The sequence below is a fragment of the Micromonospora sp. NPDC005298 genome (genome assembly GCF_040607375.1).
Lineage (GTDB): Bacteria > Actinomycetota > Actinomycetes > Mycobacteriales > Micromonosporaceae > Micromonospora.
The window spans coordinates 55,196-75,683 of record NZ_JBEXGP010000002.1 but is presented as its reverse complement, the minus strand read 5'-3'; the positions used below and the strand labels follow the sequence as shown (position 1 = coordinate 75,683).

17 protein-coding genes are annotated in these 20,488 nt (G+C 73.3%); 13 read left to right on the top strand and 4 right to left on the bottom strand.

All coding sequences use genetic code 11. The features are described from left to right. Positions 1 to 259: 259 nt before the first annotated feature. Positions 260 to 1,843, bottom strand: a complete 1,584-nt coding sequence (locus ABZS77_RS04975) for a methylmalonyl-CoA mutase family protein (protein ID WP_354817384.1) — start codon at positions 1,841 to 1,843, stop codon at positions 260 to 262. A gap of 205 nt (positions 1,844 to 2,048) precedes the next feature. Here ABZS77_RS04975 and ABZS77_RS04970 point away from each other — a divergent pair, with 205 nt between their 5' ends. Then, complete coding sequence (locus tag ABZS77_RS04970; RefSeq protein WP_354817381.1) at positions 2,049 to 4,106, top strand: protein kinase; 2,058 nt, start codon at positions 2,049 to 2,051, stop codon at positions 4,104 to 4,106. A gap of 48 nt (positions 4,107 to 4,154) precedes the next feature. Further along, a complete protein-coding gene (locus tag ABZS77_RS04965) occupies positions 4,155 to 5,822 on the top strand; it encodes a phospho-sugar mutase (protein WP_354817378.1) in 1,668 nt (555 codons plus the stop codon). 129 nt (positions 5,823 to 5,951) lie between these two features. Here the strand turns inward: ABZS77_RS04965 and ABZS77_RS04960 are convergent, their stop codons facing one another. Both ABZS77_RS04960 and upp read right to left on the bottom strand, forming a co-directional pair. After that, positions 5,952 to 6,629, bottom strand: a complete 678-nt coding sequence (locus ABZS77_RS04960; protein ID WP_354817375.1) for a GPP34 family phosphoprotein — start codon at positions 6,627 to 6,629, stop codon at positions 5,952 to 5,954. A gap of 74 nt (positions 6,630 to 6,703) precedes the next feature. Continuing rightward, positions 6,704 to 7,336: a uracil phosphoribosyltransferase gene (upp, locus tag ABZS77_RS04955; protein WP_354817372.1), complete on the bottom strand. Its 633-nt coding sequence runs from the start codon at positions 7,334 to 7,336 to the stop codon at positions 6,704 to 6,706. Between the two features lie 127 nt (positions 7,337 to 7,463). Between upp and deoC the strand changes: the two genes are divergently transcribed. From deoC to ABZS77_RS04905, 10 genes are all read left to right on the top strand, one after another. Beyond that, complete coding sequence (gene deoC, locus ABZS77_RS04950; protein WP_354817369.1) at positions 7,464 to 8,423, top strand: deoxyribose-phosphate aldolase; 960 nt, start codon at positions 7,464 to 7,466, stop codon at positions 8,421 to 8,423. Between the two features lie 6 nt (positions 8,424 to 8,429). Then, positions 8,430 to 9,860: an aldehyde dehydrogenase family protein gene (locus tag ABZS77_RS04945; protein WP_354817366.1), complete on the top strand. Its 1,431-nt coding sequence runs from the start codon at positions 8,430 to 8,432 to the stop codon at positions 9,858 to 9,860. Beyond that, complete coding sequence (locus ABZS77_RS04940) at positions 9,853 to 10,677, top strand: aldehyde dehydrogenase family protein (RefSeq protein WP_354817363.1); 825 nt, start codon at positions 9,853 to 9,855, stop codon at positions 10,675 to 10,677. The genes ABZS77_RS04945 and ABZS77_RS04940 overlap by 8 nt, the downstream gene beginning before the upstream one ends. A 168-nt stretch (positions 10,678 to 10,845) precedes the next feature. Beyond that, positions 10,846 to 11,295 carry a BlaI/MecI/CopY family transcriptional regulator gene (locus ABZS77_RS04935; protein ID WP_354817360.1) on the top strand — a complete coding sequence of 150 codons (450 nt, stop codon included), beginning with the start codon at positions 10,846 to 10,848 and terminating at the stop codon, positions 11,293 to 11,295. An 8-nt stretch (positions 11,296 to 11,303) separates the two neighbouring features. Further along, positions 11,304 to 12,209, top strand: coding sequence for a M56 family metallopeptidase (locus ABZS77_RS04930; protein WP_354817357.1), 906 nt, complete (start codon positions 11,304 to 11,306; stop codon positions 12,207 to 12,209). Between the two features lie 259 nt (positions 12,210 to 12,468). Then, the gene (locus ABZS77_RS04925) at positions 12,469 to 13,719 is read left to right on the top strand and encodes a cytochrome ubiquinol oxidase subunit I (protein WP_354817354.1); all 1,251 of its coding nucleotides are present in this window, start codon (positions 12,469 to 12,471) and stop codon (positions 13,717 to 13,719) included. Between the two features lie 11 nt (positions 13,720 to 13,730). Continuing rightward, entirely contained in the window at positions 13,731 to 14,738 is a 1,008-nt protein-coding gene (locus tag ABZS77_RS04920; RefSeq protein WP_354817351.1) for a cytochrome d ubiquinol oxidase subunit II, read from the top strand. Continuing rightward, positions 14,735 to 16,411 (top strand): thiol reductant ABC exporter subunit CydD, encoded by a 1,677-nt coding sequence (cydD, locus tag ABZS77_RS04915; protein WP_354817348.1) that lies wholly within the window; start codon positions 14,735 to 14,737, stop codon positions 16,409 to 16,411. Before ABZS77_RS04920 ends, cydD begins: the two co-directional genes overlap by 4 nt. Beyond that, positions 16,408 to 18,228 carry a thiol reductant ABC exporter subunit CydC gene (gene cydC, locus ABZS77_RS04910; RefSeq protein ID WP_354817345.1) on the top strand — a complete coding sequence of 607 codons (1,821 nt, stop codon included), beginning with the start codon at positions 16,408 to 16,410 and terminating at the stop codon, positions 18,226 to 18,228. Before cydD ends, cydC begins: the two co-directional genes overlap by 4 nt. Before the next feature lie 67 nt (positions 18,229 to 18,295). Next, a complete protein-coding gene (locus ABZS77_RS04905; protein WP_354817342.1) occupies positions 18,296 to 18,970 on the top strand; it encodes a permease prefix domain 1-containing protein in 675 nt (224 codons plus the stop codon). 23 nt (positions 18,971 to 18,993) lie between these two features. Here ABZS77_RS04905 and ABZS77_RS04900 read toward each other — a convergent pair whose 3' ends face one another. Further along, positions 18,994 to 19,335: a helix-turn-helix transcriptional regulator gene (locus ABZS77_RS04900; protein WP_354817339.1), complete on the bottom strand. Its 342-nt coding sequence runs from the start codon at positions 19,333 to 19,335 to the stop codon at positions 18,994 to 18,996. 161 nt (positions 19,336 to 19,496) lie between these two features. Here ABZS77_RS04900 and ABZS77_RS04895 point away from each other — a divergent pair, with 161 nt between their 5' ends. Next, positions 19,497 to 20,468, top strand: a complete 972-nt coding sequence (locus ABZS77_RS04895; protein WP_354817336.1) for a DNA primase — start codon at positions 19,497 to 19,499, stop codon at positions 20,466 to 20,468. Positions 20,469 to 20,488 lie beyond the last annotated feature (20 nt).

Below are 20,488 nucleotides of genomic sequence, written 5' to 3'. Positions count from 1 at the left end.
TAGTCGGGGTGATGAACTGACACTCCGACAATTAGCCGACCACGCTCCGCAACGAGCCGGAAAGACGCTCACACGCAGGCGACCGCCGCCACCGCACACGGTGTGCGTTCCGACGACCCGGTCGAACTACCCGCAAACAGCGAGGGGCACACCGCGAACACCCGCAACCGGGCCGCGCCGCCCCCGGGTTCCGCCCTCGACGGTAGCTCGACCGAAGCCCGCAAACACCCTCTGAACTGGGAAAACGACAGAAGTACGATCAGAAACGATCGGTCGGCCGGTACAGCCCCCACACCTCGCGCAGGGTTCCGCAGACCTCGCCGACCGTGGCGCGGGCCCGCAGCGCCTCCTTCATCGGGTACAGGACGTTGTCCGTACCGTCGGCGGCGGCCCGCAGGTCGGCGAGCGCCCGCGCCACCGCGTCGACGTCCCGCTCGGCGCGCAGCCGCGCCAGCCGCTCGGCCTGCGCCGCCTCGATCGTCGGGTCGACCCGCAGCGGCTCGTACGGCTCCTCCTCGTCCACCGTGAACCGGTTGAGCCCGACCACCACCCGCTCGCCCGAGTCGATCTCCTGGGCGATCCGGTACGCGGACTGCTCGATCTCCCGCTTCTGGAACCCGGCCTCGATGGCGTCCACCGCCGACCCGTGGTCCGCCACCCGCTCCATCAGCTCCAGGGCGGCGGCCTCGATCTCGGCGGTCATCGCCTCCACCACGTACGAGCCGGCGAACGGGTCGACGGTGGCGGTCAGGTCCGTCTCGTACGCCAGCACCTGCTGGGTCCGCAGCGCGAGCCGGGCGGCCTTCTCGGTGGGCAGCGCGATGGCCTCGTCGAAGCTGTTGGTGTGCAGCGACTGGGTGCCGCCGAGCACCGCGCCCAGCCCCTGCACCGCCACCCGGACCAGGTTGACCTCGGGCTGCTGCGCGGTGAGCTGCACGCCTGCGGTCTGGGTGTGGAACCGCAGCATCATCGACTTCGGATCCTTGGCGCCGAAGTCGTCACGCATCAGCCGGGCCCAGATCCGCCGGGCGGCGCGGAACTTCGCCACCTCCTCCAGCAGCGTGGTGCGGGCCACGAAGAAGAACGACAGCCGGGGCGCGAAGTCGTCCACGGCGAGCCCGGCGGCCAGCGCCGCCCGCACGTACTCCACGCCGTTGGCCAGGGTGAACGCGATCTCCTGCGCGGGCGTCGCGCCGGCCTCGGCCATGTGGTAGCCGGAGATGGAGATCGTGTTCCACTTCGGCACCTCCTTGCGGCAGTACGCGAACGTGTCGGCCACCAGGCGCAGCGACGGCTTCGGCGGGAAGATGTACGTCCCCCGGGCGATGTACTCCTTGAGGATGTCGTTCTGGATGGTGCCGTTGAGGGCCGAGCCGGGCACCCCGTTCTCCTCGGCGACGAGCTGGTAGAGCAGCAGCAGCACCGAACCGGGCGCGTTGATGGTCATCGAGGTGGACACCTTGTCCAGCGGGATGTCGGCGAAGAGCAGCCGCATGTCCTCAATGGAGTCGATGGCCACGCCAACCTTGCCGACCTCGCCGTGCGCGATCGGCTCGTCGGAGTCGTAGCCCATCTGGGTCGGCAGGTCGAAGGCGACCGACAGGCCCATGGTGCCGGCCCGCAGCAGCTGGTGGTACCGCGCGTTGGACTCGGTGGCGGTGCCGAAGCCGGCGTACTGGCGCATGGTCCACGGGCGGGAGGTGTACATGGTGGGGTAGACGCCCCGGGTGTACGGGAACTCGCCCGGGCCGCCCAGCCGGGAGTCCAGGTCCTCCGGAAGGTCGGCACCCGTGTAGACGCCCTTGATCGGAAACCCGGACTCGCTTGACCGCCGTTCGCTCATCCCCGGATGGTAGGACGGATGGGCGTGCCGTCGGGTGAGGGATACCGCACAGTGCGTCCGGACCGGTCGACAGGAGGTGAACGACAGGGCACGTTCTGTCGACTTCGATAAACGCCCGTCGCGTCGGCTTTCATATCGGGCGTCGGACCCAGCAAGATAGGGGGGTTGTGTCCCAGCCCCCTCGATTTCCCCCGGTGGCTTTTCTGTGACTCAGATCCCGACGTGGAGCGGCGGACCAGTCAGTCCCGCCAACGGCCGCGCAGCACCCGGCACCACCATCGGTGACCGGTACTCGCTGCGGTCCTCGGTGGGCAACGGCGGCATGGGTACGGTCTGGCGCGCCACAGACACCCTGCTGCGCCGCGACGTGGCGGTCAAGGAGGTCGTCCTGCCCCCGGGGCTGGCCCCCAGCGACCGCGACGCCATGTACGAACGCACCCTGCGCGAGGCCCGCGCCGCCGCCGCCATCCAGCACCCGGCGGTGGTGCAGGTGTACGACGTGGTCACCGAGGCCGGTCGCCCGTGGATCGTGATGGAGCTGCTGGACGCGCGCAGCCTCGCCGACATGGTGATCGAGGACGGGCCGGTCGCGCCCCGCGCCGTCGCCAAGATCGGCATCGCGCTGCTCGGGGCGCTGGAGGTGGCGCACGCGATCGGCGTGCTGCACCGCGACGTCAAGCCGGCAAATGTGCTGATCTGCACCGACGGGCGCTGCGTGCTGACCGACTTCGGTGTCGCCCGGATGCCCACCGACGTTCAGCTCACCACCCCCGGCATGGTGCTCGGCTCGCCACACTTCATCTCGCCGGAGCGGGCCATGGGCCAGGAGTTCGGCCCTCCGAGCGACCTGTTCTCGCTTGGTGTGACCCTTTACACGGCGGTCGAGGGGCGACCGCCGTTCGACAAGGGCGACCCGATCGAGACCATGCACGCCGTGGTCGAGGACCCGCCCGCCCCGCCGCAGCGCAGCGGCCCGCTGACCCGGGTGCTGATGGGTCTGCTGGAGAAGGACCCGGCGCGCCGGCTGGACGTGCACACCTCCCGGGCGATGCTGCGTGAGCTGCTCGCCGGCCCGCTGGGCAGCACCGCCACCGCCGTCCACTCGGTCACCGACCCGTACGCCGTGGTGCCGGTGCAGCAACGCCCCGCACCCGTACACCAGCCGGCGCAGCCGGAGCCGAAGCCGGACAACCAGATCGGCGGCCGGGCGATGCTGGCCGCCGACGAGTCTCTGACCGACCGCCTGGCGGCGCTGCGTCGCGGCGAACGCCCGCAGCCGGCCGCCCCCGCCAGCGCCAGTGGGCTGGACGAGACCAGCGCCGACGCGCTGTCCGGCCCCCTGCACACGCCGACCGGCGCGATGCCCACTCCCGGGCGACCCGCCATCGGCCGTACCTACGGCGGCAACGCGGACGCCACCCAGCGGGTCAACTACGGCGCCCCGTCCGACGCCACCCAGCAGGTCGGGTACGGCTCCGCGCCGGACGCCACCCAGCGGGTCGGATACGGCTCCGCGCCGGACGCCACCCAGCGGGTCGGCGGCACCTACGGCGGCGGCAACCAGTGGTCGGTGCCGGGCACCGGGCAGCCGTGGACGACGCCCGCCCCGTCCGGCGGCAGCCCGCTCGACAAGGCCCGCGCCACCGGGGGTCGGCTCGTCGGCACGGTCAAGGGTTGGCCGCGCAAGGTCCAGCTCGCCGCCGCCGGCGGCCTGGCCGTCGTGCTGCTGATCACCGTGGTGGCGCTGTCCGGCGGCGACGATCCCGCTCCGATCGCCCCGCAGGCGCAGCCCTCCCCGTCCGGCGCCGCGGTCCCCGGCGTCGAGATGCAGGAGCACGCCGGCCGGGGCATCCAGGTCATGGTGCCCAAGGGCTGGAAGAAGGCCACCGGCGGTTCGTACACCGACTACATCGACCCGCAGGACAGCGGCCGCAAGGTCCGCATCATCACCGAGAAGTGGTCCAGCAGCTCCACGCGGTGGGCGGAGACCGCCGAGAACGGCCTCAAGACCAAGAGCACCTCCTGCGTCAAGCCGTACGCCCAGATCAGCGCCACGGAGACGGAGCTGGCCAGCAAGCCGGCCGCCGAATTCGAGTACACCTGCGGCGAGGGCGACGCGATGCGGCACGGCGTCTGGCGGGGTGTGGCGCAGGGCGGCAAGGCGTACTCGTTCTACCTGACCGCCACCGACACCAAGTTCGCCGAGAGCAAGCCGATCTTCGACGAGATGGTGCGCACATTCCAGCTCACCGGGGACGGCTGAGCCGGAGGGAACCGACAGGGATGATCCGCCGCCGTGCTATCAAGGGGCATGGCGGCGGACAGCACTGACATCGACGACATTCGCGAACAAGCCCGGCGCTGGCTGGCCGACGACCCCGACCCGGCCAGCCGGGACGAGCTGACGGCGGTGCTCGACGCGCTGCCGTCGAGCGCCCCGGACCTGGCCGACCGGTTCGCCGGCCCACTCACCTTCGGCACCGCCGGCCTGCGCGGCCCGCTGCGCGCCGGCCCGAACGGCATGAACCTGGCCGTGGTCACCCGGGCCGCCGCCGGCCTGGTCGACTGGCTCGCCGCCCAGGGCGGCACCGGCCCCCTGGTGATCGGGTACGACGCCCGGCACGGTTCCCGCCAGTTCGCCGAGCGCACCGCCCAGGTGGCCACCGGGGCCGGCCGCCCCGCGCTGCTGCTGCCCCGGCCGCTGCCCACCCCGGTCCTGGCGTACGCGGTGCGCAAGCTTGGCGGGGTCGCCGGCGTGATGGTGACGGCCAGCCACAACCCGCCGCAGGACAACGGCTACAAGGTCTACCTCGGTGCCGAGCTGGGCGGTGAGCTGGGCGCGGGAGCACAGATCGTGCCTCCGGCCGACGCCGGCATCGAGGCCGCCATCCGGGCGGTCGGCCCACTGTCCGGGGTGCCGCTGGGCGCGCCCGGTCAGGTGCTCGGCGACGATCTGGTCGCCTCGTACGTGGAGCGGGCGACCGCGGTGATCGACCCGGACGGGTCGCGGGACCTGAGCGTGGCGTACACCCCGCTGCACGGCGTGGGGGCCGCGGTGCTCACCGCAGCGTTCGCCCGCGCCGGTTTCCCGGTGCCCGGGGTGGTGCCCGACCAGGCCGAGCCGGACCCGGCGTTCCCCACCGTGTCGTTCCCCAACCCGGAGGAGCCGGGCGCGGTGGACCGGCTGATCGCCCTGGCCGACTCGACCGGCGCGGATCTCGCCATCGCCAACGACCCGGACGCGGACCGCTGCGCCGTGGTCGTCCGGGACGGCCGTGACGGTTGGCGGATGCTGCGCGGCGACGAGGTCGGTGTCCTGCTCGCCGACCATCTGATGCGGCGCGGGGTGACCGGGCTGTACGCGACGACGATCGTGTCGTCGTCCCTGCTGCGGGCCATGTGCGCGGCCCGGGGCCTGCCGTACGACGAGACGCTCACCGGCTTCAAGTGGATCGTCCGGGCCGGCGGCGGGAGCGCGCCTCTGGTCTTCGGCTACGAGGAGGCGCTGGGCTACTGCGTCGCTCCGGAGCACGTGCGGGACAAGGACGGCATCACTGCCGCGCTGACGGTGGCGGAGCTCGCCGCCGGCCTGAAGGCGCAGGGTCGTACGTTGACCGACCGGCTGGACGAGATCGCCGCCGAGTTCGGCGTGCACCACACCGACCAGCTCTCCGTCCGGGTGGACGACCTACGGCTGATCGCCGACGCGATGGCCCGGATCCGGGCGGCCACCCCCACCACCCTGCTGGGGCAGCCGGTGGACAGCGCCAAGGACCTGCTTCCCGAGGCGGACGTGGTGATCCTGCGTACCTCGGCGGCCCGGGTGGTGATCCGGCCCTCCGGGACCGAGCCGAAGCTCAAGGCGTACCTGGAGGTGGTGGAACCGGTCGTGGACGGTGACGTCGCGGCGGCCCGCAGCCGGGCGGCCTCGGCCGTCGCCGCGCTGCGCGCCGACGTCGGCGCCGCTCTCGGCATCTGACCTCGGCGGGACCCACCCACGACACCTCAGCCCTTTGCTCTGCACCCGTGGAGGCACCGGTAGGCCGCCGGCCGGTGGTGCCTCGGTGGGTGCAGAGCAAAGGGCGCGCAGCGCGGGTCGGCCCGGCGGTCAGCGGCGCGGGCCGAGGGCCTGGTCGACGGCCCGGCCCAGGGCCGCGACGACCAGGCCCACTGACGGGCGGACCACCGAGTCGTCGGCGCTGACCTCGCCGGAGAACCCGGCGCCGGTGGCGATCTCCTCCAACCGGCGGCGGGCGTCGGCGGCGGTCTCGCCGCTCACCCCCAGCGCGTTCTCCATCCGCAGCACCACGACCAGGGTGGCCAGCGCGGCGGTCCGCTCGTCCGGGGCCGCCGCCCCGGTCAGCGCCTCGGTGAGCCGCTGGCGGGTGTCCGCCTCGACGGACGTGTCCACCACCGGATAGCGGTGCACGTGGATGAAGCCCAACTCGGTCTCGTCGACGTCCCGGACCACCCCCTGGGTGCACAGGTCACCGAGGATCCTGTCGCGCAGGCCGTGCCGCAGACGCTGCACCCAGGAGGCCGGCGTGTGCGGGGTGTCGGCGGCGATCCGGCCCAGCACCTCGTCGGCGACCGGCTCGCCGGTGGGCGTCGGGTCGACCACGGTCAGGGAGCCGTCGGCGTACGCGATCCGGCCGGCCAGCGCCAGCTCGACCAGCACCGCCGCGGCCATACCGAGGTCAAGGCTGATCCGCGGCATGGTCGCCTTGCCGGTCGTGTCGTCGTAGGCGAGGAGCAGCAGCTCCTCGGCGAGCGCTACACCAGTCATGGCCGGAAACGCTAGCGGGTCCGCGCCACACCGCGCGCGGACCCGCCGGACCCGGCACCGACCGGGGTGACGCGTCAGAACCGGGGCATGCCGCCGAACTGCCGGTCACCGGCGTCGCCGAGGCCCGGGACGATGAACTTGTGGTCGTTGAGCCCTTCGTCGATCGAGGCCGTGACCAGGCGCAACGGCAGACCGGAGCGTTCCAGGCGCTCGATGCCGACGGGCGCGGCGAGGACGCAGAGCACGGTGATGTCGGTGCAGCCCCGGTCTGCGAGCAGCCGGCAGCAGTGCTCCAGCGAGCCGCCGGTGGCGAGCATCGGGTCGAGCACCAGCACCGGCAGGCCGGCCAGGTCCCGGGGCAGCGACTCCATGTAGGCGCGCGGCTCGTAGGTCTCCTCGTCCCGGGCCAGGCCGACGAAGCCCATCGAGGACTCGGGCAGCAGGCCCAGCGCGGCGTCCGCCATGCCCAGCCCGGCCCGCAGCACCGGCACCAGCAGCGGCGGGTTGGCCAGCCGGGTGCCCTCGGTGCCGGTGACCGGCGTCTGCACCGGGTACCGCTCGACGGGGAAGGAACGCGCCGCCTCGTACACCAGCATGGTGGTCAGTTCGTGCAGCGACGCCCGAAACGTCGACGAATCGGTGCGCGCGTCCCGCATGGCGGTCAGCCGGGCCTGGGCCAGCGGGTGGTCAATGACGTGTACGTCCACGATCGCTCAACCTACCGGTCCGCCCGGCGCTGCGGTGCGGCCGCGCTCGGTGCAGCGACGCCGCTCACGTCGCGGCGGCCTGGCGTGACCAAGATCACTCGGCCTTCCGGTGCGTAGACTTCGGGGCATGACGGCGACAACGACGTCGGCCCGGTCGGACCTCTCCGAGCTGGGACGATCCGAGACCGCTCTGCGGACCTTCCTGCACGGCCTGCCCGGCGTGGACCAGGTCGGCGCGGAGCAGCGGGCGGCGCAGCTCGGCACCCGCTCCATCAAGACCACCGCCAAGGCGCAGGCGATCGACCTGGCGATCCGCATGGTCGACCTGACCACCCTGGAGGGGGCGGACACCCCGGGCAAGGTGCGCGCGCTGGCCGCGAAGGCGCTGCGTCCGGATCCGGCCGACCCGTCCTGCCCGCACGTCGGCGCGGTCTGCGTCTACCCGGCCATGGTCCCGTACGTCGCCGAGGTGCTGCGCGGAAGCGGCGTGCACCTGGCGAGCGTGGCGACCGCGTTCCCGTCCGGTCAGGCACCGCTGGAGATCAAGCTCGCCGACACCCGGGCCGCCGTCGCGGCCGGCGCCGACGAGATCGACATGGTGATCAACCGGGGTGCGTTCCTGGCCGGGCGCTACTCCGAGGTCTACGACGAGATCGTGGCCACCAAGGAGGCCTCCGGGGACGCCCACCTCAAGGTGATCCTGGAGACCGGCGAACTGGCGACCTACGACAACGTGCGCCGCGCCTCGTGGCTGGCCATGCTGGCCGGCGGCGACTTCATCAAGACCTCCACCGGCAAGGTCCCGGTCGCGGCCACGCTGCCGGTGACCCTGGTGATGCTGGAGGCGGTCCGCGACTTCCGCGCGGCCACCGGGCGGCAGGTCGGCGTGAAGCCGGCCGGCGGGATCAAGACCACCAAGGACGCGATCAAGTACCTGGTGATGGTCAACGAGACCGTCGGCCCGGACTGGCTCGACCCGGACTGGTTCCGCTTCGGCGCGTCCAGCCTGCTCAACGACCTGCTGATGCAGCGCACCAAGCTGACGACCGGCACCTACTCCGGTCCCGACTACTTCACCCTGGACTGATAGCCGATGTTCGAATACGCCCCCGCCCCCGAGTCCCGCTCGGTGGTGGACCTCAAACCCTCGTACGGGCTGTTCATCGACGGTACGTTCGTCGACCCGACCGACGGTGGCAGCTTCAAGTCGATCAACCCCGCCTCCGAGGAGGTGCTCGCCGAGATCGCCGAGGCCGGCGCCGAGGACGTGGAGCGTGCGGTACGCGCCGCCCGCAAGGCGTACGACAAGGTCTGGGGTCCGATGCCGGGCCGCGACCGGGCGAAGTACCTGTACCGGATCGCGCGCCTCATCCAGGAGCGCTCCCGCGAACTGGCCGTGCTGGAGTCCCTGGACAACGGCAAGCCGATCCGGGAGTCCCGGGACGTCGACCTGCCGCTTGTCGCCGCGCACTTCTTCTACTACGCCGGCTGGGCGGACAAGCTCCCGTACACCGGGTTCGGCCCGAACCCGCAGCCGATCGGCGTGGCCGCGCAGGTCATCCCGTGGAACTTCCCGCTGCTCATGCTGGCCTGGAAGATCGCCCCGGCGCTCGCGGCGGGCAACACGGTGGTGCTCAAGCCCGCCGAGACCACCCCGCTGACCGCGCTGCTGTTCGCCGAGATCTGCCAGCAGGCCGACCTGCCGGCCGGCGTGGTCAACATCGTCACCGGCGCCGGCGACACCGGCCGCGCGCTCGTCGAGCACCCCGGCGTGGACAAGGTCGCGTTCACCGGCTCCACCGAGGTCGGTCGGGCCATCGCCCGGTCCGTCGCCGGCACCCGCAAGAAGCTCACCCTCGAGCTGGGCGGCAAGGCCGCCAACATCGTCTTCGACGACGCGCCGATCGACCAGGCCGTCGAGGGCATCGTCAACGGCATCTTCTTCAACCAGGGACACGTCTGCTGCGCCGGGTCCCGTCTTCTCGTGCAGGAGAACGTCGCCGACCGGGTGCTGGAGTCGCTGAAGCGTCGGATGGCCCTGCTGCGCGTCGGCGACCCGCTGGACAAGAACACCGACGTCGGGGCGATCAACTCGGCCGCCCAGCTGGAGCGGATCCGCGAGCTGTCCGACGCGGGCTCCGCCGAGGGCGCCGAGCGTTGGTCACCGCCGTGCGAGCTGCCCGAGCAGGGCTTCTGGTTCGCGCCGACCATCTTCACCGGCGTCACCCAGGCCCACCGGATCGCCCGCGAGGAGATCTTCGGGCCGGTGCTGTCGGTGCTCACCTTCCGCACCCCGGCCGAGGCCGTCGAGAAGGCCAACAACACGCCGTACGGGCTGTCGGCGGGGATCTGGACCGACAAGGGCTCCCGGATCCTGTGGATGGCCGACCGGCTGCGCGCCGGCGTCGTCTGGGCCAACACGTTCAACAAGTTCGACCCCACCTCGCCGTTCGGTGGCTACAAGGAGTCGGGCTACGGTCGCGAGGGCGGCCGGCACGGGCTGGAGGGCTACCTCAATGTCTGAGCGGGTCGCGGTACGCAAGACGTACAAGCTCTTCATCGGCGGGAAGTTCCCGCGCAGCGAGTCGGGACGGTCGTATCTCGTGCAGTCCTCGAATGTGTCACTGGCCTCCCGCAAGGACGCCCGCGACGCGGTGGTCGCCGCCCGCGCCGCCGTGAAGGGCTGGGCCGGCGCGACCGCGTACAACAGGGGTCAGATCCTCTACCGGGCCGCCGAGATGCTGGAGGGCCGCCGCGAGCAGTTCGTCGCCCTGGGCATCCCCGGCGACGAGGTGGACGCGGCCGTGGACCGCTGGGTCTGGTACGCCGGCTGGGCCGACAAGCTCCCGCAGGTGTACGGCGGCGCCAACCCGGTCGCCGGCCCGTACTTCAACATCTCCGCGCCCGAGCCGACAGGCGTGGTCGCCGTGGTCGCACCGGAGCGCCCGGCGCTGCTCGGCCTGGTCAGCGTGATCGCCCCGGCGATCGTCAGCGGCAACACGGTGGTGGTGGCGGCGTCGCCGTCCGAGCCCCTCGCCGCGGTGACGCTGGCCGAGGTGCTGGCCACGTCCGACCTGCCCGGCGGTGTGGTCAACATCCTCACCGGCGCGATCACCGAGACCGCGCCGACCCTCGCCGCGCACATGGACGTCAACGCGATCGACCTGACCGGGGTGACCGACACCGAGCTGGCCACCGAGCTGGAGGTCAAGGCGGCGGAGAACCTCAAGCGGGTGCTCCGGCCGGCGCCGACCGAGCAGGACTGGTCCGCCGACCCGGGCCTGGCCCGGATGACGTCCCTGCTGGAGACGAAGACGGTCTGGCACCCCAAGGGGGTGTGACCGGCCTTGGGTTTTCCGGGGGAGCCCGCCCACTCCGGGCGGTCAGGCTTGATCCCTGCGCGGGCGGGCTCCCCCGGAAAACCTGACCTGGGCCGGGTCCGCTGACGGGTGGGGCTCAGGCGTGCTGCCGTGGCAGGGGGTTCTACTACCGGGGGTAGGATTGATTTCGTGACTCGGTTGGGCGATCTTGAGCGTGCGGTGATGGACGTGCTGTGGGACGTGGTCCCGGGCACGTCGGACGGCGTGACCGTGCGCGAGGTGGCCGACGCGCTCGACGGCCGCGAGCTGGCGTACACGACGGTGATGACCGTCCTGGACCGGCTCGCCGGCAAGGGCATGGTGCAGCGCGAACGCGAGGGCCGGGCCTGGCGGTACCGGCCGGCGGCCAGCCGTGAGGCGCACATCGCCCAGCTCATGCTCGACGCCCTCGACCTGGGCGGCAGCCGGGACGCCGCACTCGTGCGCTTCGCCCGCTCGGTCACCGGCACCGAGGCCGAGGTGCTGCGCGCCGCGTTGGGCAGCGAGGCCGGACTGACCGGGCCGGGCGGGGCCGAGCTGACCGACCGCGTGGACGGACCGGCGGGCCGGCGGGCGGCCGACGAGGCAGCGGAGCGGTAGGCCGCGCCATGGCGTACGCCGTGCACTTCGCCGCCACCATGCTGGCCTGCTACCTGACCGCGCAGGTCCTGGCCCGTTCCACCTGGACGTGGCGCAGCCCCCGGGTGGCGATCGTCTGCTGGCAGGCTGTCGGTCTTGCGCTGGGCCTGTCCGCGATGGGCCTGCCGATGGCACTCGGCCTGAGCGCGTACGACCTGCCGACCGGAAGCGCGCTGCTCGCCCTGGCCTCCGACCTGGCGCACGGCACCCTGCCCGTCGGGGAGACCGCGTTCCACCTGGCCGGTGTCGGGGTGGGCATCGGCATCGGCGCGGTGCTGGTCACCACGACCGCCCGCAGCATCCACGGCACCGTCCGCGCCCAGCGCCGGCACCGGGACCTGCTCTCGCTTGTCGCCCGGAACGACCCGGCCGCTCCCGGCGCGCTGGTGCTGGACCATCCGAGCGCCGCCGCGTACTGCCTGCCGGGGGTGCGGCCGCAGGTGGTGGTGAGCGCCGGCACGTTGAGTCTGCTGGATCGGGCCGAGCTGGCGGCGGTGCTCAGCCACGAGCGCGCGCACGCCCACGAGCGGCACGATCTGGTGCTGCTGCCGTTCACCGCGCTCTGCCGGGCTCTGCCGTGGTTCGGCTGGGTCCGCGACGCCCACGAGCGGGTCGCCCTGCTGGTCGAGATGCGCGCCGACGACAAGGCACGCGAGCTGCACGCCGAGGCGCCGCTGGCGGGTGCGCTGCGCCGGTTCGCCGCCGCCGGCCACCGGATCACGCCGGCCGGCGCGCTGGGTGTGGGCGACCGGGACCTCGACGTACGGGTGCAGCGCCTGCTGGTCAGTGACCAGCCGCCCCGGGTGCTGGGGGCCACCGCCCTGGCGGTCGCCGCCACGTTGGTCGCCCTCCCGATCAGCCTCTTCCTGAGCTGACGACCCGCCGGCCCGCGCCGGCCCGACGCCCATCTGACGGCCGACGCCGACCCCTCTCAAGATCGCGCTCGATCCCGGATCCAGTGGCATCCGAGGGTCCACGAGGCCACTACAAGCAGGTTCCTTCGCGATCTTCCCCATCCCCTGACTACTACGCCCTGTCGTAGAGTCCATTACGACAGGATGTAGTAGGCGGACATGTAGGGACGCTACGTGTAGGGTGGCTATGACAAGAGAGCCAACCTACGGAGAGCCGGCCATGGACACGCTGCTCCTCGCCCGCCTGCAGTTCGCCACCACCACGTCGATCCACTTCCTGTTCGTGGTGGTCACACTCGGGCTGGTCACCCTGCTGGTCGGGATGCAGACCGCCTGGGCGCTGACCGGCAACCCGAAGTGGGAGCGGCTCACCCGCTACTGGGGCCAGCTCTACGTGATCAACTACGTGCTGGGGATCGCCACCGGGATCGTGATGGAGTTCCAGTTCGGGCTGAACTGGAGCGGCCTGTCGCGCTACGTCGGCAACGTCTTCGGCGCCCCACTGGCCATCGAGACACTCGTGGCGTTCTTCCTGGAGTCCACGTTCCTCGGGATGTGGATCTTCGGGTGGCACCGGCTCCACAGGGGCGTACACCTCGCGCTGCTCTGGGGTGTGGCCCTCACCGCGTACGCCTCGGCGTTCTGGATCATGGTGGCCAACTCCTGGCTGCAGAACCCGGTCGGGTACGAGGTCCGCGACGGGATCGCCCACCTCACCGACTTCGGCGCGCTGCTCACCAACCCCAGCCTCGGCATGGCGTTCGGGCACGTCGTCTCGGCCGCGCTGCTGGTCGGCGGGATGCTGATGGCGGCGGTCAGCGCCTGGCACCTGATCCGACGCACGCCCGACTTCGTGCTGTTCCGCACCTCGCTGCGGGTCGGCCTGGTCACCGCGGCGCTGGCGGTCACGCTGGTGCAGGGCTTCGGCTTCGCCCAGTTCGGCCCGGTCGGCGAGGTGCAGCCCACCAAGTTCGGGCAGGGCCCGGAGGCGCAGACGCTGATCGCCGAGTGGACCACCCGGTTCGGCCCCGGCGACTACACCCCGCCGGTGCTGGCGAACGTCGGGCTGGGCTTCATGATCCTGATCGGCCTCACCCTCGGCTGCGTGTGGCTCCTGCTCCCGCTGCTCGTGCGGGACTGGGTCATCCGACTGCGCTTCCCGCTCTGGCTGATCCTGCTCGCCCTGCCGCTGCCGTTCGTCGCGGTGATCCTCGGCTGGATCGCCCGCGAGGTCGGCCGCCAGCCCTGGGTGGCGTACGGGCTGCTCCCCACCGACCAGGCCGTCTCCGCGGTCGGCGCGCCGGTGATGCTCACCTCGCTGATCGGGTTCAGCCTGCTGCTCGGCACCCTCGCGGTCACCAACTGGGTGCTGCTCGCCCGGCACGCGGCGCGCGGCGCGGACGACCCGGCGCTCGGACGCCCTCCGGCACCGCCAAACGAGCCCGCCCACCCCGAACCCGCCCTCGCCTGAGGAGATCACCCGTGGACCTCGCCTGGTACGCCCTGCTCGGCCTCTTCTTCGCCGGCTACCTGGTGCTCGCCGGCTACGACTACGGCGTCGGGCTGCTGCTCGCCCGGGGCGGTGGCCCGGTCGGGCGGCGGGCGGCCCTCACCGCGCTCGGCCCGTTCTTCCTCGGCAACGAGGTCTGGCTGGTGGCGGCCGTGGGGATCCTCTTCGGCGCGTTCCCGATGCTGGAGGGCGAGTTGCTGTCCGGCTGTTACCCGGCGGTCGCCGGCGCCCTGGTCGGGGTCATCCTGGTCACGGTCGGCGTGCAGTTGCGCAGCCGGCCGTCCGACGAGCGGATCCGGGCCCGCTGGGACCGGGTCGTGGTGGTCGGCAGCGCCCTCGCCGCGCTGGGCTGGGGCGTCCTGCTCGCCGCGCTGCTACAGGGTGTCCCCCGCCAGGCCGACGGGCACGTGGTCGGCGTGACGCACCTGGCCACCCCGTTCGCGGCCGCCGCCGGGCTGGCCATGGTCGCCCTGGTCGCGGTGCACGGTGCGACATTCCTCACGCTGCGACTGCCGGCCGCCGACGCCGCCGTGCTCGGCCGCACCGCCCGCCGGCTGGTGCCGGTGGCACTCGCCGCGGTCGCCGTGGCCACCGTCGTGGGCCTGCTCTCTCTCCGGGTACGCGACAGCGTCCAGCGGCCGGCGGTGGCCGTACTCCTGCCGGTGCTGCTGGCGGCGGCGCTGCTGGCGGCCCGCGCGGCGCTGGGCCGCCGGCGGCCGGGGTGGGCTCTGGCCGCCACCGGCGCGGCCCTGGCGATGCCGGTGGCGCTGGTCGGGGCGGCCCTGTGGCCCTACGTGCTGGTGTCCACAACCGACCCGGCCGCCTCGCTGACGGTGGCCGACGCGGCCGCCAGTGCGCCGACGCTGCGGCTGCTCGCCTGGGTGGCGCTGCCGCTGCTGCCGGCCCTACTAGGCTTCCAGGCAATGTGCATGTGGGTTTTCCGGGGACGGACCGACGGCAGGGCACCGGTGTACTGGTGAACCGCCGTCCCTTCGACCCGCGTCTCCTGCGCCGGGTCCCCGCGGCCCGGCGCGACCTCGCCGTGCTCGCGCTACTGGGTGTGCTCGCCGCCGGACTGATCGTGGCACAGGCCACAGCCCTCGCGGCGGTGCTCGCCACCGCCTTCGACGGTCGGCTGGACCGGCCGGCGCTGGCCGGGTTCCTGCTCACGGTCACCGCCCGATCGGCGCTGGTCTGGGCGCAGGGCACGGTGTCGGCGCGGGTTGCCGCCACGGTCAAGGCCGCCCTGCGGGCCGACCTGCTCGGCGCGGTCGGCCGGCACGGGCCGGGTTGGGTGGCCGGTCAGCGGGCCGGTCAGCTCGCCACCCTCGCCGGTCGCGGGCTGGACGCGCTCGACGCGTACTTCACCGGGTACCTGCCGCAACTGGTGCTCAGCGTGACGGTGCCGCTGGCCGTGCTGGCCCGGATCGTCCTCGCCGACTGGAGTTCGGCGGTGATCATCGCGTTGACGCTGCCGCTGATCCCGATCTTCGGCGCGCTGCTGGGCTGGCAGGCGCAGGCCGCCACCGAACGGCAGTGGCGTCGACTCGCCCTGCTCGGCGGGCACTTCCTGGACATGGTCGCCGGACTGCCCACCCTGCGCGCGTTCGGCCGCGCCCGGGCGCAGACCGAGGTGGTCCGCCGGATGGCCGACGGCCACCGGGTCGCCACCATGAAGACGCTGCGGATCGCGTTCCTGTCCGCGCTGGTGCTGGAGCTGGTCGCCACCCTGTCGGTGGCCCTCGTCGCGGTGCCGGTCGGTATCCGGCTGCTCGGCGGCGGCCTGGCCCTGGAGACGGCGCTGCTGGTGCTGCTGCTCACCCCGGAGGCGTACCTGCCGCTGCGGGCCGCCGGCAGCCGCTTCCACGCCAGCATGGAGGGGCTGGCCGCGCTGGACGAGGCACTCACCATCTCGGCGGCGCCCACCCCACCCCGGGCGGCCGAGGGCGCGGCCACTCCCGACGGGCGGGGTGAGATCCGGTTCGAGTCGGTGACCGTGGCGTACGAGCGGACCACCGCGCTGCGCGACGTGACCCTGACCATCCGACCCGGCGAACGGATCGCCGTCATCGGCCCGAGCGGCGCCGGCAAGAGCACACTGCTCGGCCTGCTGCTCGGCTTCGTCACCCCGACCAGCGGCCGGATCACCGTGGACGGCGTGGACCTCGCCACCGCCGACCCGGACGCCTGGCGTCGGCAGCTCGCCTGGGTGCCGCAGCGCGCCCACCTCTTCGCCGCCTCGCTGGCCGACAACATCCGCCTCGGCGCACCCGACACCCCGCCCGAGGCACTCACCGCGGCGGTACGCGACGCCGCCCTCGACGACGTGGTGGCCGGCCTGCCGGACGGGCTGGACACCCTGCTCGGCGAACGCGGGCACGGGCTGTCCAGCGGTCAACGGCAACGGGTGGCCCTGGCCCGCGCGTTCCTGCGCGACGCCCCGGTGGTGCTGCTCGACGAGCCCACCGCCCGCCTCGACACCGCCTCCGAGTCCGTGGTGCTCGACGCCACCCGCCGGCTGGTCGCCGGACGGACGGCGCTGCTCGTCGCGCACCGGCCGGCGCTGCTGGCCGACGCCGACCGGATCCTGCGGATCGAGGACGGTCGGCTCACCGAACTGACACCGATGCCGACCGGGAAGGTGGCCCGATGACCGCGGCACCCGGGCCACCGACCGGCGGACCGGACCCGGTGGACCCCACGCGGGACGTCGACCCGGCACCGGCCGGGCGGACGGCCGCCGAACGCGCGGTGCTGCGACTGGCCCGGCCGTACCTGGGTCGGCTGGTCGGCGCGGGGCTGCTCGCGGCCGCCACCGAGTTCGCCGGGCTGGCCCTGATGGCCACCGCGACCTGGCTGCTGATGAGCGCAGCCGGTCAGCCGCCCCTGGACCGGCTCACCGTGGCGATCGTCGCGGTGCGGGCGCTCGCCATCAGCCGGGGCGTGTTCCGGTACACCGAACGGCTCGCCGGACACGACGCGGTGCTCCGCATGATCACCGACGTGCGGGCCCGGGTCTTCGCCACCCTCGCCGCCCGCCGCACCGCCGGGCACCGCTCCGGGGACGTGCTGAGCCGGCTGGTCTCCGACGTCGAAGCCGTCCAGGACCTGCTGCTGCGGGTGCTGGTGCCCGGCGCGGCGGCGGCCCTGGTCGGGGTGCTGGCCGTCGGCGGCGCGACGCTGATCTCGCCGCTGGCCGGCGCGGCGCTCGCCGCCGGGCTGCTCGTCGCCGGGGTGGCGCTGCCCGCGCTGGCCACCGTGGTCACCCGGCGCAGCGCGGCCGAGGTGGCCCCGCTGCGCGGCGCGCTGGCCACCGACGCGGTCGACCTCACCCACGGCGCCGCCGACCTGGCCGCGTTCGGCGCCACCGACACCGCCCTGCGCGCCGCCGAGCAGCGGGCCGGCCGGCTGGCCCGGTTGGAACGCCGACTGGCCGCCACCGGGTTCGCGGTGGACGCGGCCGGGGTGCTGGTCGCCGGACTGACCACCGGCGCGGTGGTGCTGGCCGCGCTGGCCGCGGACGTACCGGGAGTGCTGGTCGGTGTGCTCGCCGTCGGCTCGCTGGCCGCCGTCGAGGTGGCGCTGGCCCTGGTCGGGGCGGCCCGACAGTGGACCCAGCTGCGCCCGGGACTGACCCGGGTGGCCGCCCTGCTCGACGAGGACGCGCCCACTCCCCCGGCTGCCGACGGCGGCACCGCGCCGGCCGGCCCGTACGACCTGCGCTTCGTGGAGCTGACCGTGCGGTACCGCCCCGGCGCCGCGCCCGCCCTGGACGGCGTCGACCTGGACCTGCCCGCCGGTCGGCGGATCGCGGTGGTCGGCCCGAGCGGCGCCGGCAAGAGCACCCTGGCCGCCGTGCTGACCGGGGCGGTCCGGCCCTCGTCCGGCCGCGTCGAGCTGGGCGACCGGGACCTGTCGACGTACACCGAGCAGGAGCTGCCCCGCGCGGTCGGCGGGCTGCTCGCCGAGGCGTACGTCTTCCACGCGACGGTGCGGGAGAACCTCCTGCTCGGGCGCGCCGACGCGGACGACGACGAGCTGGCCGAGGCCACCGCCGCCGCCGGCCTGCTGGACTGGGTACGCGCCCAGCCGGCCGGTTGGGACACGCTGGTCGGCGAGGAGGGTGGCCAGCTCTCCGGTGGCCAGCGGCAGCGGCTCGCGCTCGCCCGGGCGCTGCTCGCCGCGCCGCCCGTGCTGGTGCTCGACGAGCCCACCGAGGGCCTGGACCCGGCCGCGGCGGACGCGGTGCTCGCCTCCGCCCTCGCCGCCACCCCCGTCGGGCACTCGGTGCTGCTGATCAGCCACCGGCTCAGCGGTCTGGCCGGTCTCGACGAGATCGTCGTCCTCGACGGCGGCCGGGTGATCCAACGCGGCCGGCACGTCGACCTGGTCGCCGCCCCCGGCTGGTACCGGGACCAGTGGCTGCTGCAGGAGGCCGCCGAACGCGGATACCTGGCACTGGCCCCCTGATCCGGCTCGGGGACGGACCAGGGTTACCCCGGACGTCGGCGCGTCGAAGTCGTGGCAGGGTGGTGCCATGCCGCGCTGTGAGGACGTGTTGGTCGACGAGCACCTGCGCGAACTGGCCGCGCGGTTGCAGGGCCCGGCACGCCTGAAGTCCGACCTGCTCACCGAGGCCCGGCACGGGCTGCTGGACGCCGCTGAGGCGTACCGCGACAGCGGGGTGCCGCCCACCGAGGCGCAGCGCCGCGCGGTGGCCGAGTTCGGCTCGCCGGCGCAGTTGCTGCCGTCCTGGCAGGCCGAGCTGGCGACGGCAGCCCTGCGCGGGTTCGCCCTGCGGATGCTGGCCATCGCCGCGGTGGGGGTGGCCGCCGGCGACCTCACCTGGCAGGGGGCGAGCTGGAGTGACGGCCCCCGCCCGCCGGCCGTCTACCTGCTGCTCTCCGCCTCGGTGAACTGGATCTGGGTGGGCGCGCTGCTGCTCTCGGTGGCCGGCCTGCTGGTGGTCGCGGCGAGCGCCCGTACGGCATCGCCGGGCCTGGCCGTCGCGCAGCGCGCGGTGGGTGCCGGCCTGACCGGTGTGCTGGTCCTCGGTGCGCTCACCGGCGGCGCGCTCTTCGCCTGGTCACTCGGTCTCTGGGACGCGGCGCTGACCTGGCCCCCGATGATCATCGGCGTGGTGCTGGCCGGCGCGGCCTACTTCTCGCTGGCCCGCGCGGCACGCGGTTGGGTGCTGGCCACCTCGGGCTGAGCCGTGCGGGGCCGCGCCGGGGCTCAGACCGGGGCGCCGGGCGCGGCGCCGGGGTCGAGGAATCGGCCGACGGTCAACCGGAACTCGTGCCAGCCGGCGCGTTCCCCGGCCAGCGCGCGACGGCCGGCGTCGGTCAGCTGGTACGTGCGCCGCTCGCGCCCGTTGACGGTGCTCCACGTGCTCGCCACGTGCCCGGCCCGCTCCAGCCGCCTGAGCGCCGGGTAGATGGTGCCGGTGGGCAGGTCGAGGCTGCCGTCGCTGCGGGCCCGCAGGGCCTCGATGATCGCGTACCCGTGCAGCGCGCCCTGTTCGAGAACGGCGAGCAGCAGGGCGTCGAGGTGGCCGTGCAGCGCCTGGGCCTTCATGTGTAGCTACGCTACTTGTTGGGCGGCCGGTCCGCCACCGGTGGCGATCCGCAGGCCCGGGCGGGTGCGTCGAGACGCCATCGGGGTGCGGGCTCCGGTCTTCCCGAGCAGCCGACTAGGGTATGTGCCCAGAGTCACTCGCCGGTCCGAGACGCCGGCGGGTGGGCAACCCGAAGCACACGGAGGTCAGCGTGGCCCGCCAGTCGCCCCAACGGCCCGACGCCGACGAGCCCGAGCTCGACGACACCACCGGCGCGGCCGAGCCAGATGACACCGAGGACACCGGCGTCGCGCCGACGTCGGCCGACCGGTCACTCTGGGACGAGGTGCGGATCGACCCGGTGGAGATCGCCCTGCCCGCCGGCACCGGCTTCACGCTGCGCGCGTACCGGCCGGCGGGGGTGCTGACCCCGACCGACGTGACCGAGCGCGACCAGGACGACCCGTTCCTCGCCCGCCGTCAGGTCGTCGAGGAGGAGGACGACGAGACCGTCGTCATCCTCGACGAGGAACTGGCCGAGGAGTTCGCCGAGAGCGACGAGGACGACGGGGCGACGCGTCGCCGGCGGGACGGCGACGCGACCGCCGACACCGAGACCGAGACCGACGAGGCCGACGACGAGGACGCCACGGACGAGGCGGACGACGAGGAGGTGCCGGTCTTCCTCAGCCACCGCGGCAAGCTGCTGCTGTTCAAGACACCCGAGTCGCTCGTCAGTTTCATCCGGTCCGGCGCGCCCAATGATCTGTCTCAACTGGACAGCTGGAATGAATTGTCCGAACGGGTGGAGCCGGCCGATATCGCGCCGCTCGACGAGGACACGTACGAACTCGACCTCGTTGTGGAGAACCTGCGCGGCGGGCACGACGCCTGGGATTCGACCCTGCTGATCGAGGCCGGCGAGGTCGCTCGCGACCTGTCGTACGCGTTGCGGCTGCCTGCGGTACTCGACATGCTCTCCGCCGGCTCCAGCCTCGACAACCTGGACGAGGCGCTCCGGGCGACAGTCAACGGCGGGATCGGCGGATTCATGGGCCGTCGGCGGCTCAAGAAGATCGGGGCACAGACCGCGAGTCTGGGCTGGCGCACCATTGTCGGCAAGATCTCTGCGGTCGTGGACTGGCGCGACTGACCCGTTCCGGGGAGCATCAG

Coding starts and splice junctions, on each gene's coding strand:
- ABZS77_RS04975 (WP_354817384.1), bottom strand. CDS start 1,843: ATGAGCGAACGGCGGTCAAGCGAGTCCGGGTTTCCGATCAAGGGCGTC.
- deoC (WP_354817369.1), top strand. CDS start 7,464: ATGACGGCGACAACGACGTCGGCCCGGTCGGACCTCTCCGAGCTGGGA.
- ABZS77_RS04960 (WP_354817375.1), bottom strand. CDS start 6,629: ATGACTGGTGTAGCGCTCGCCGAGGAGCTGCTGCTCCTCGCCTACGAC.
- ABZS77_RS04940 (WP_354817363.1), top strand. CDS start 9,853: ATGTCTGAGCGGGTCGCGGTACGCAAGACGTACAAGCTCTTCATCGGC.
- ABZS77_RS04965 (WP_354817378.1), top strand. CDS start 4,155: ATGGCGGCGGACAGCACTGACATCGACGACATTCGCGAACAAGCCCGG.
- cydC (WP_354817345.1), top strand. CDS start 16,408: ATGACCGCGGCACCCGGGCCACCGACCGGCGGACCGGACCCGGTGGAC.
- ABZS77_RS04945 (WP_354817366.1), top strand. CDS start 8,430: ATGTTCGAATACGCCCCCGCCCCCGAGTCCCGCTCGGTGGTGGACCTC.
- ABZS77_RS04905 (WP_354817342.1), top strand. CDS start 18,296: ATGCCGCGCTGTGAGGACGTGTTGGTCGACGAGCACCTGCGCGAACTG.
- ABZS77_RS04900 (WP_354817339.1), bottom strand. CDS start 19,335: ATGAAGGCCCAGGCGCTGCACGGCCACCTCGACGCCCTGCTGCTCGCC.
- ABZS77_RS04930 (WP_354817357.1), top strand. CDS start 11,304: ATGGCGTACGCCGTGCACTTCGCCGCCACCATGCTGGCCTGCTACCTG.
- ABZS77_RS04925 (WP_354817354.1), top strand. CDS start 12,469: ATGGACACGCTGCTCCTCGCCCGCCTGCAGTTCGCCACCACCACGTCG.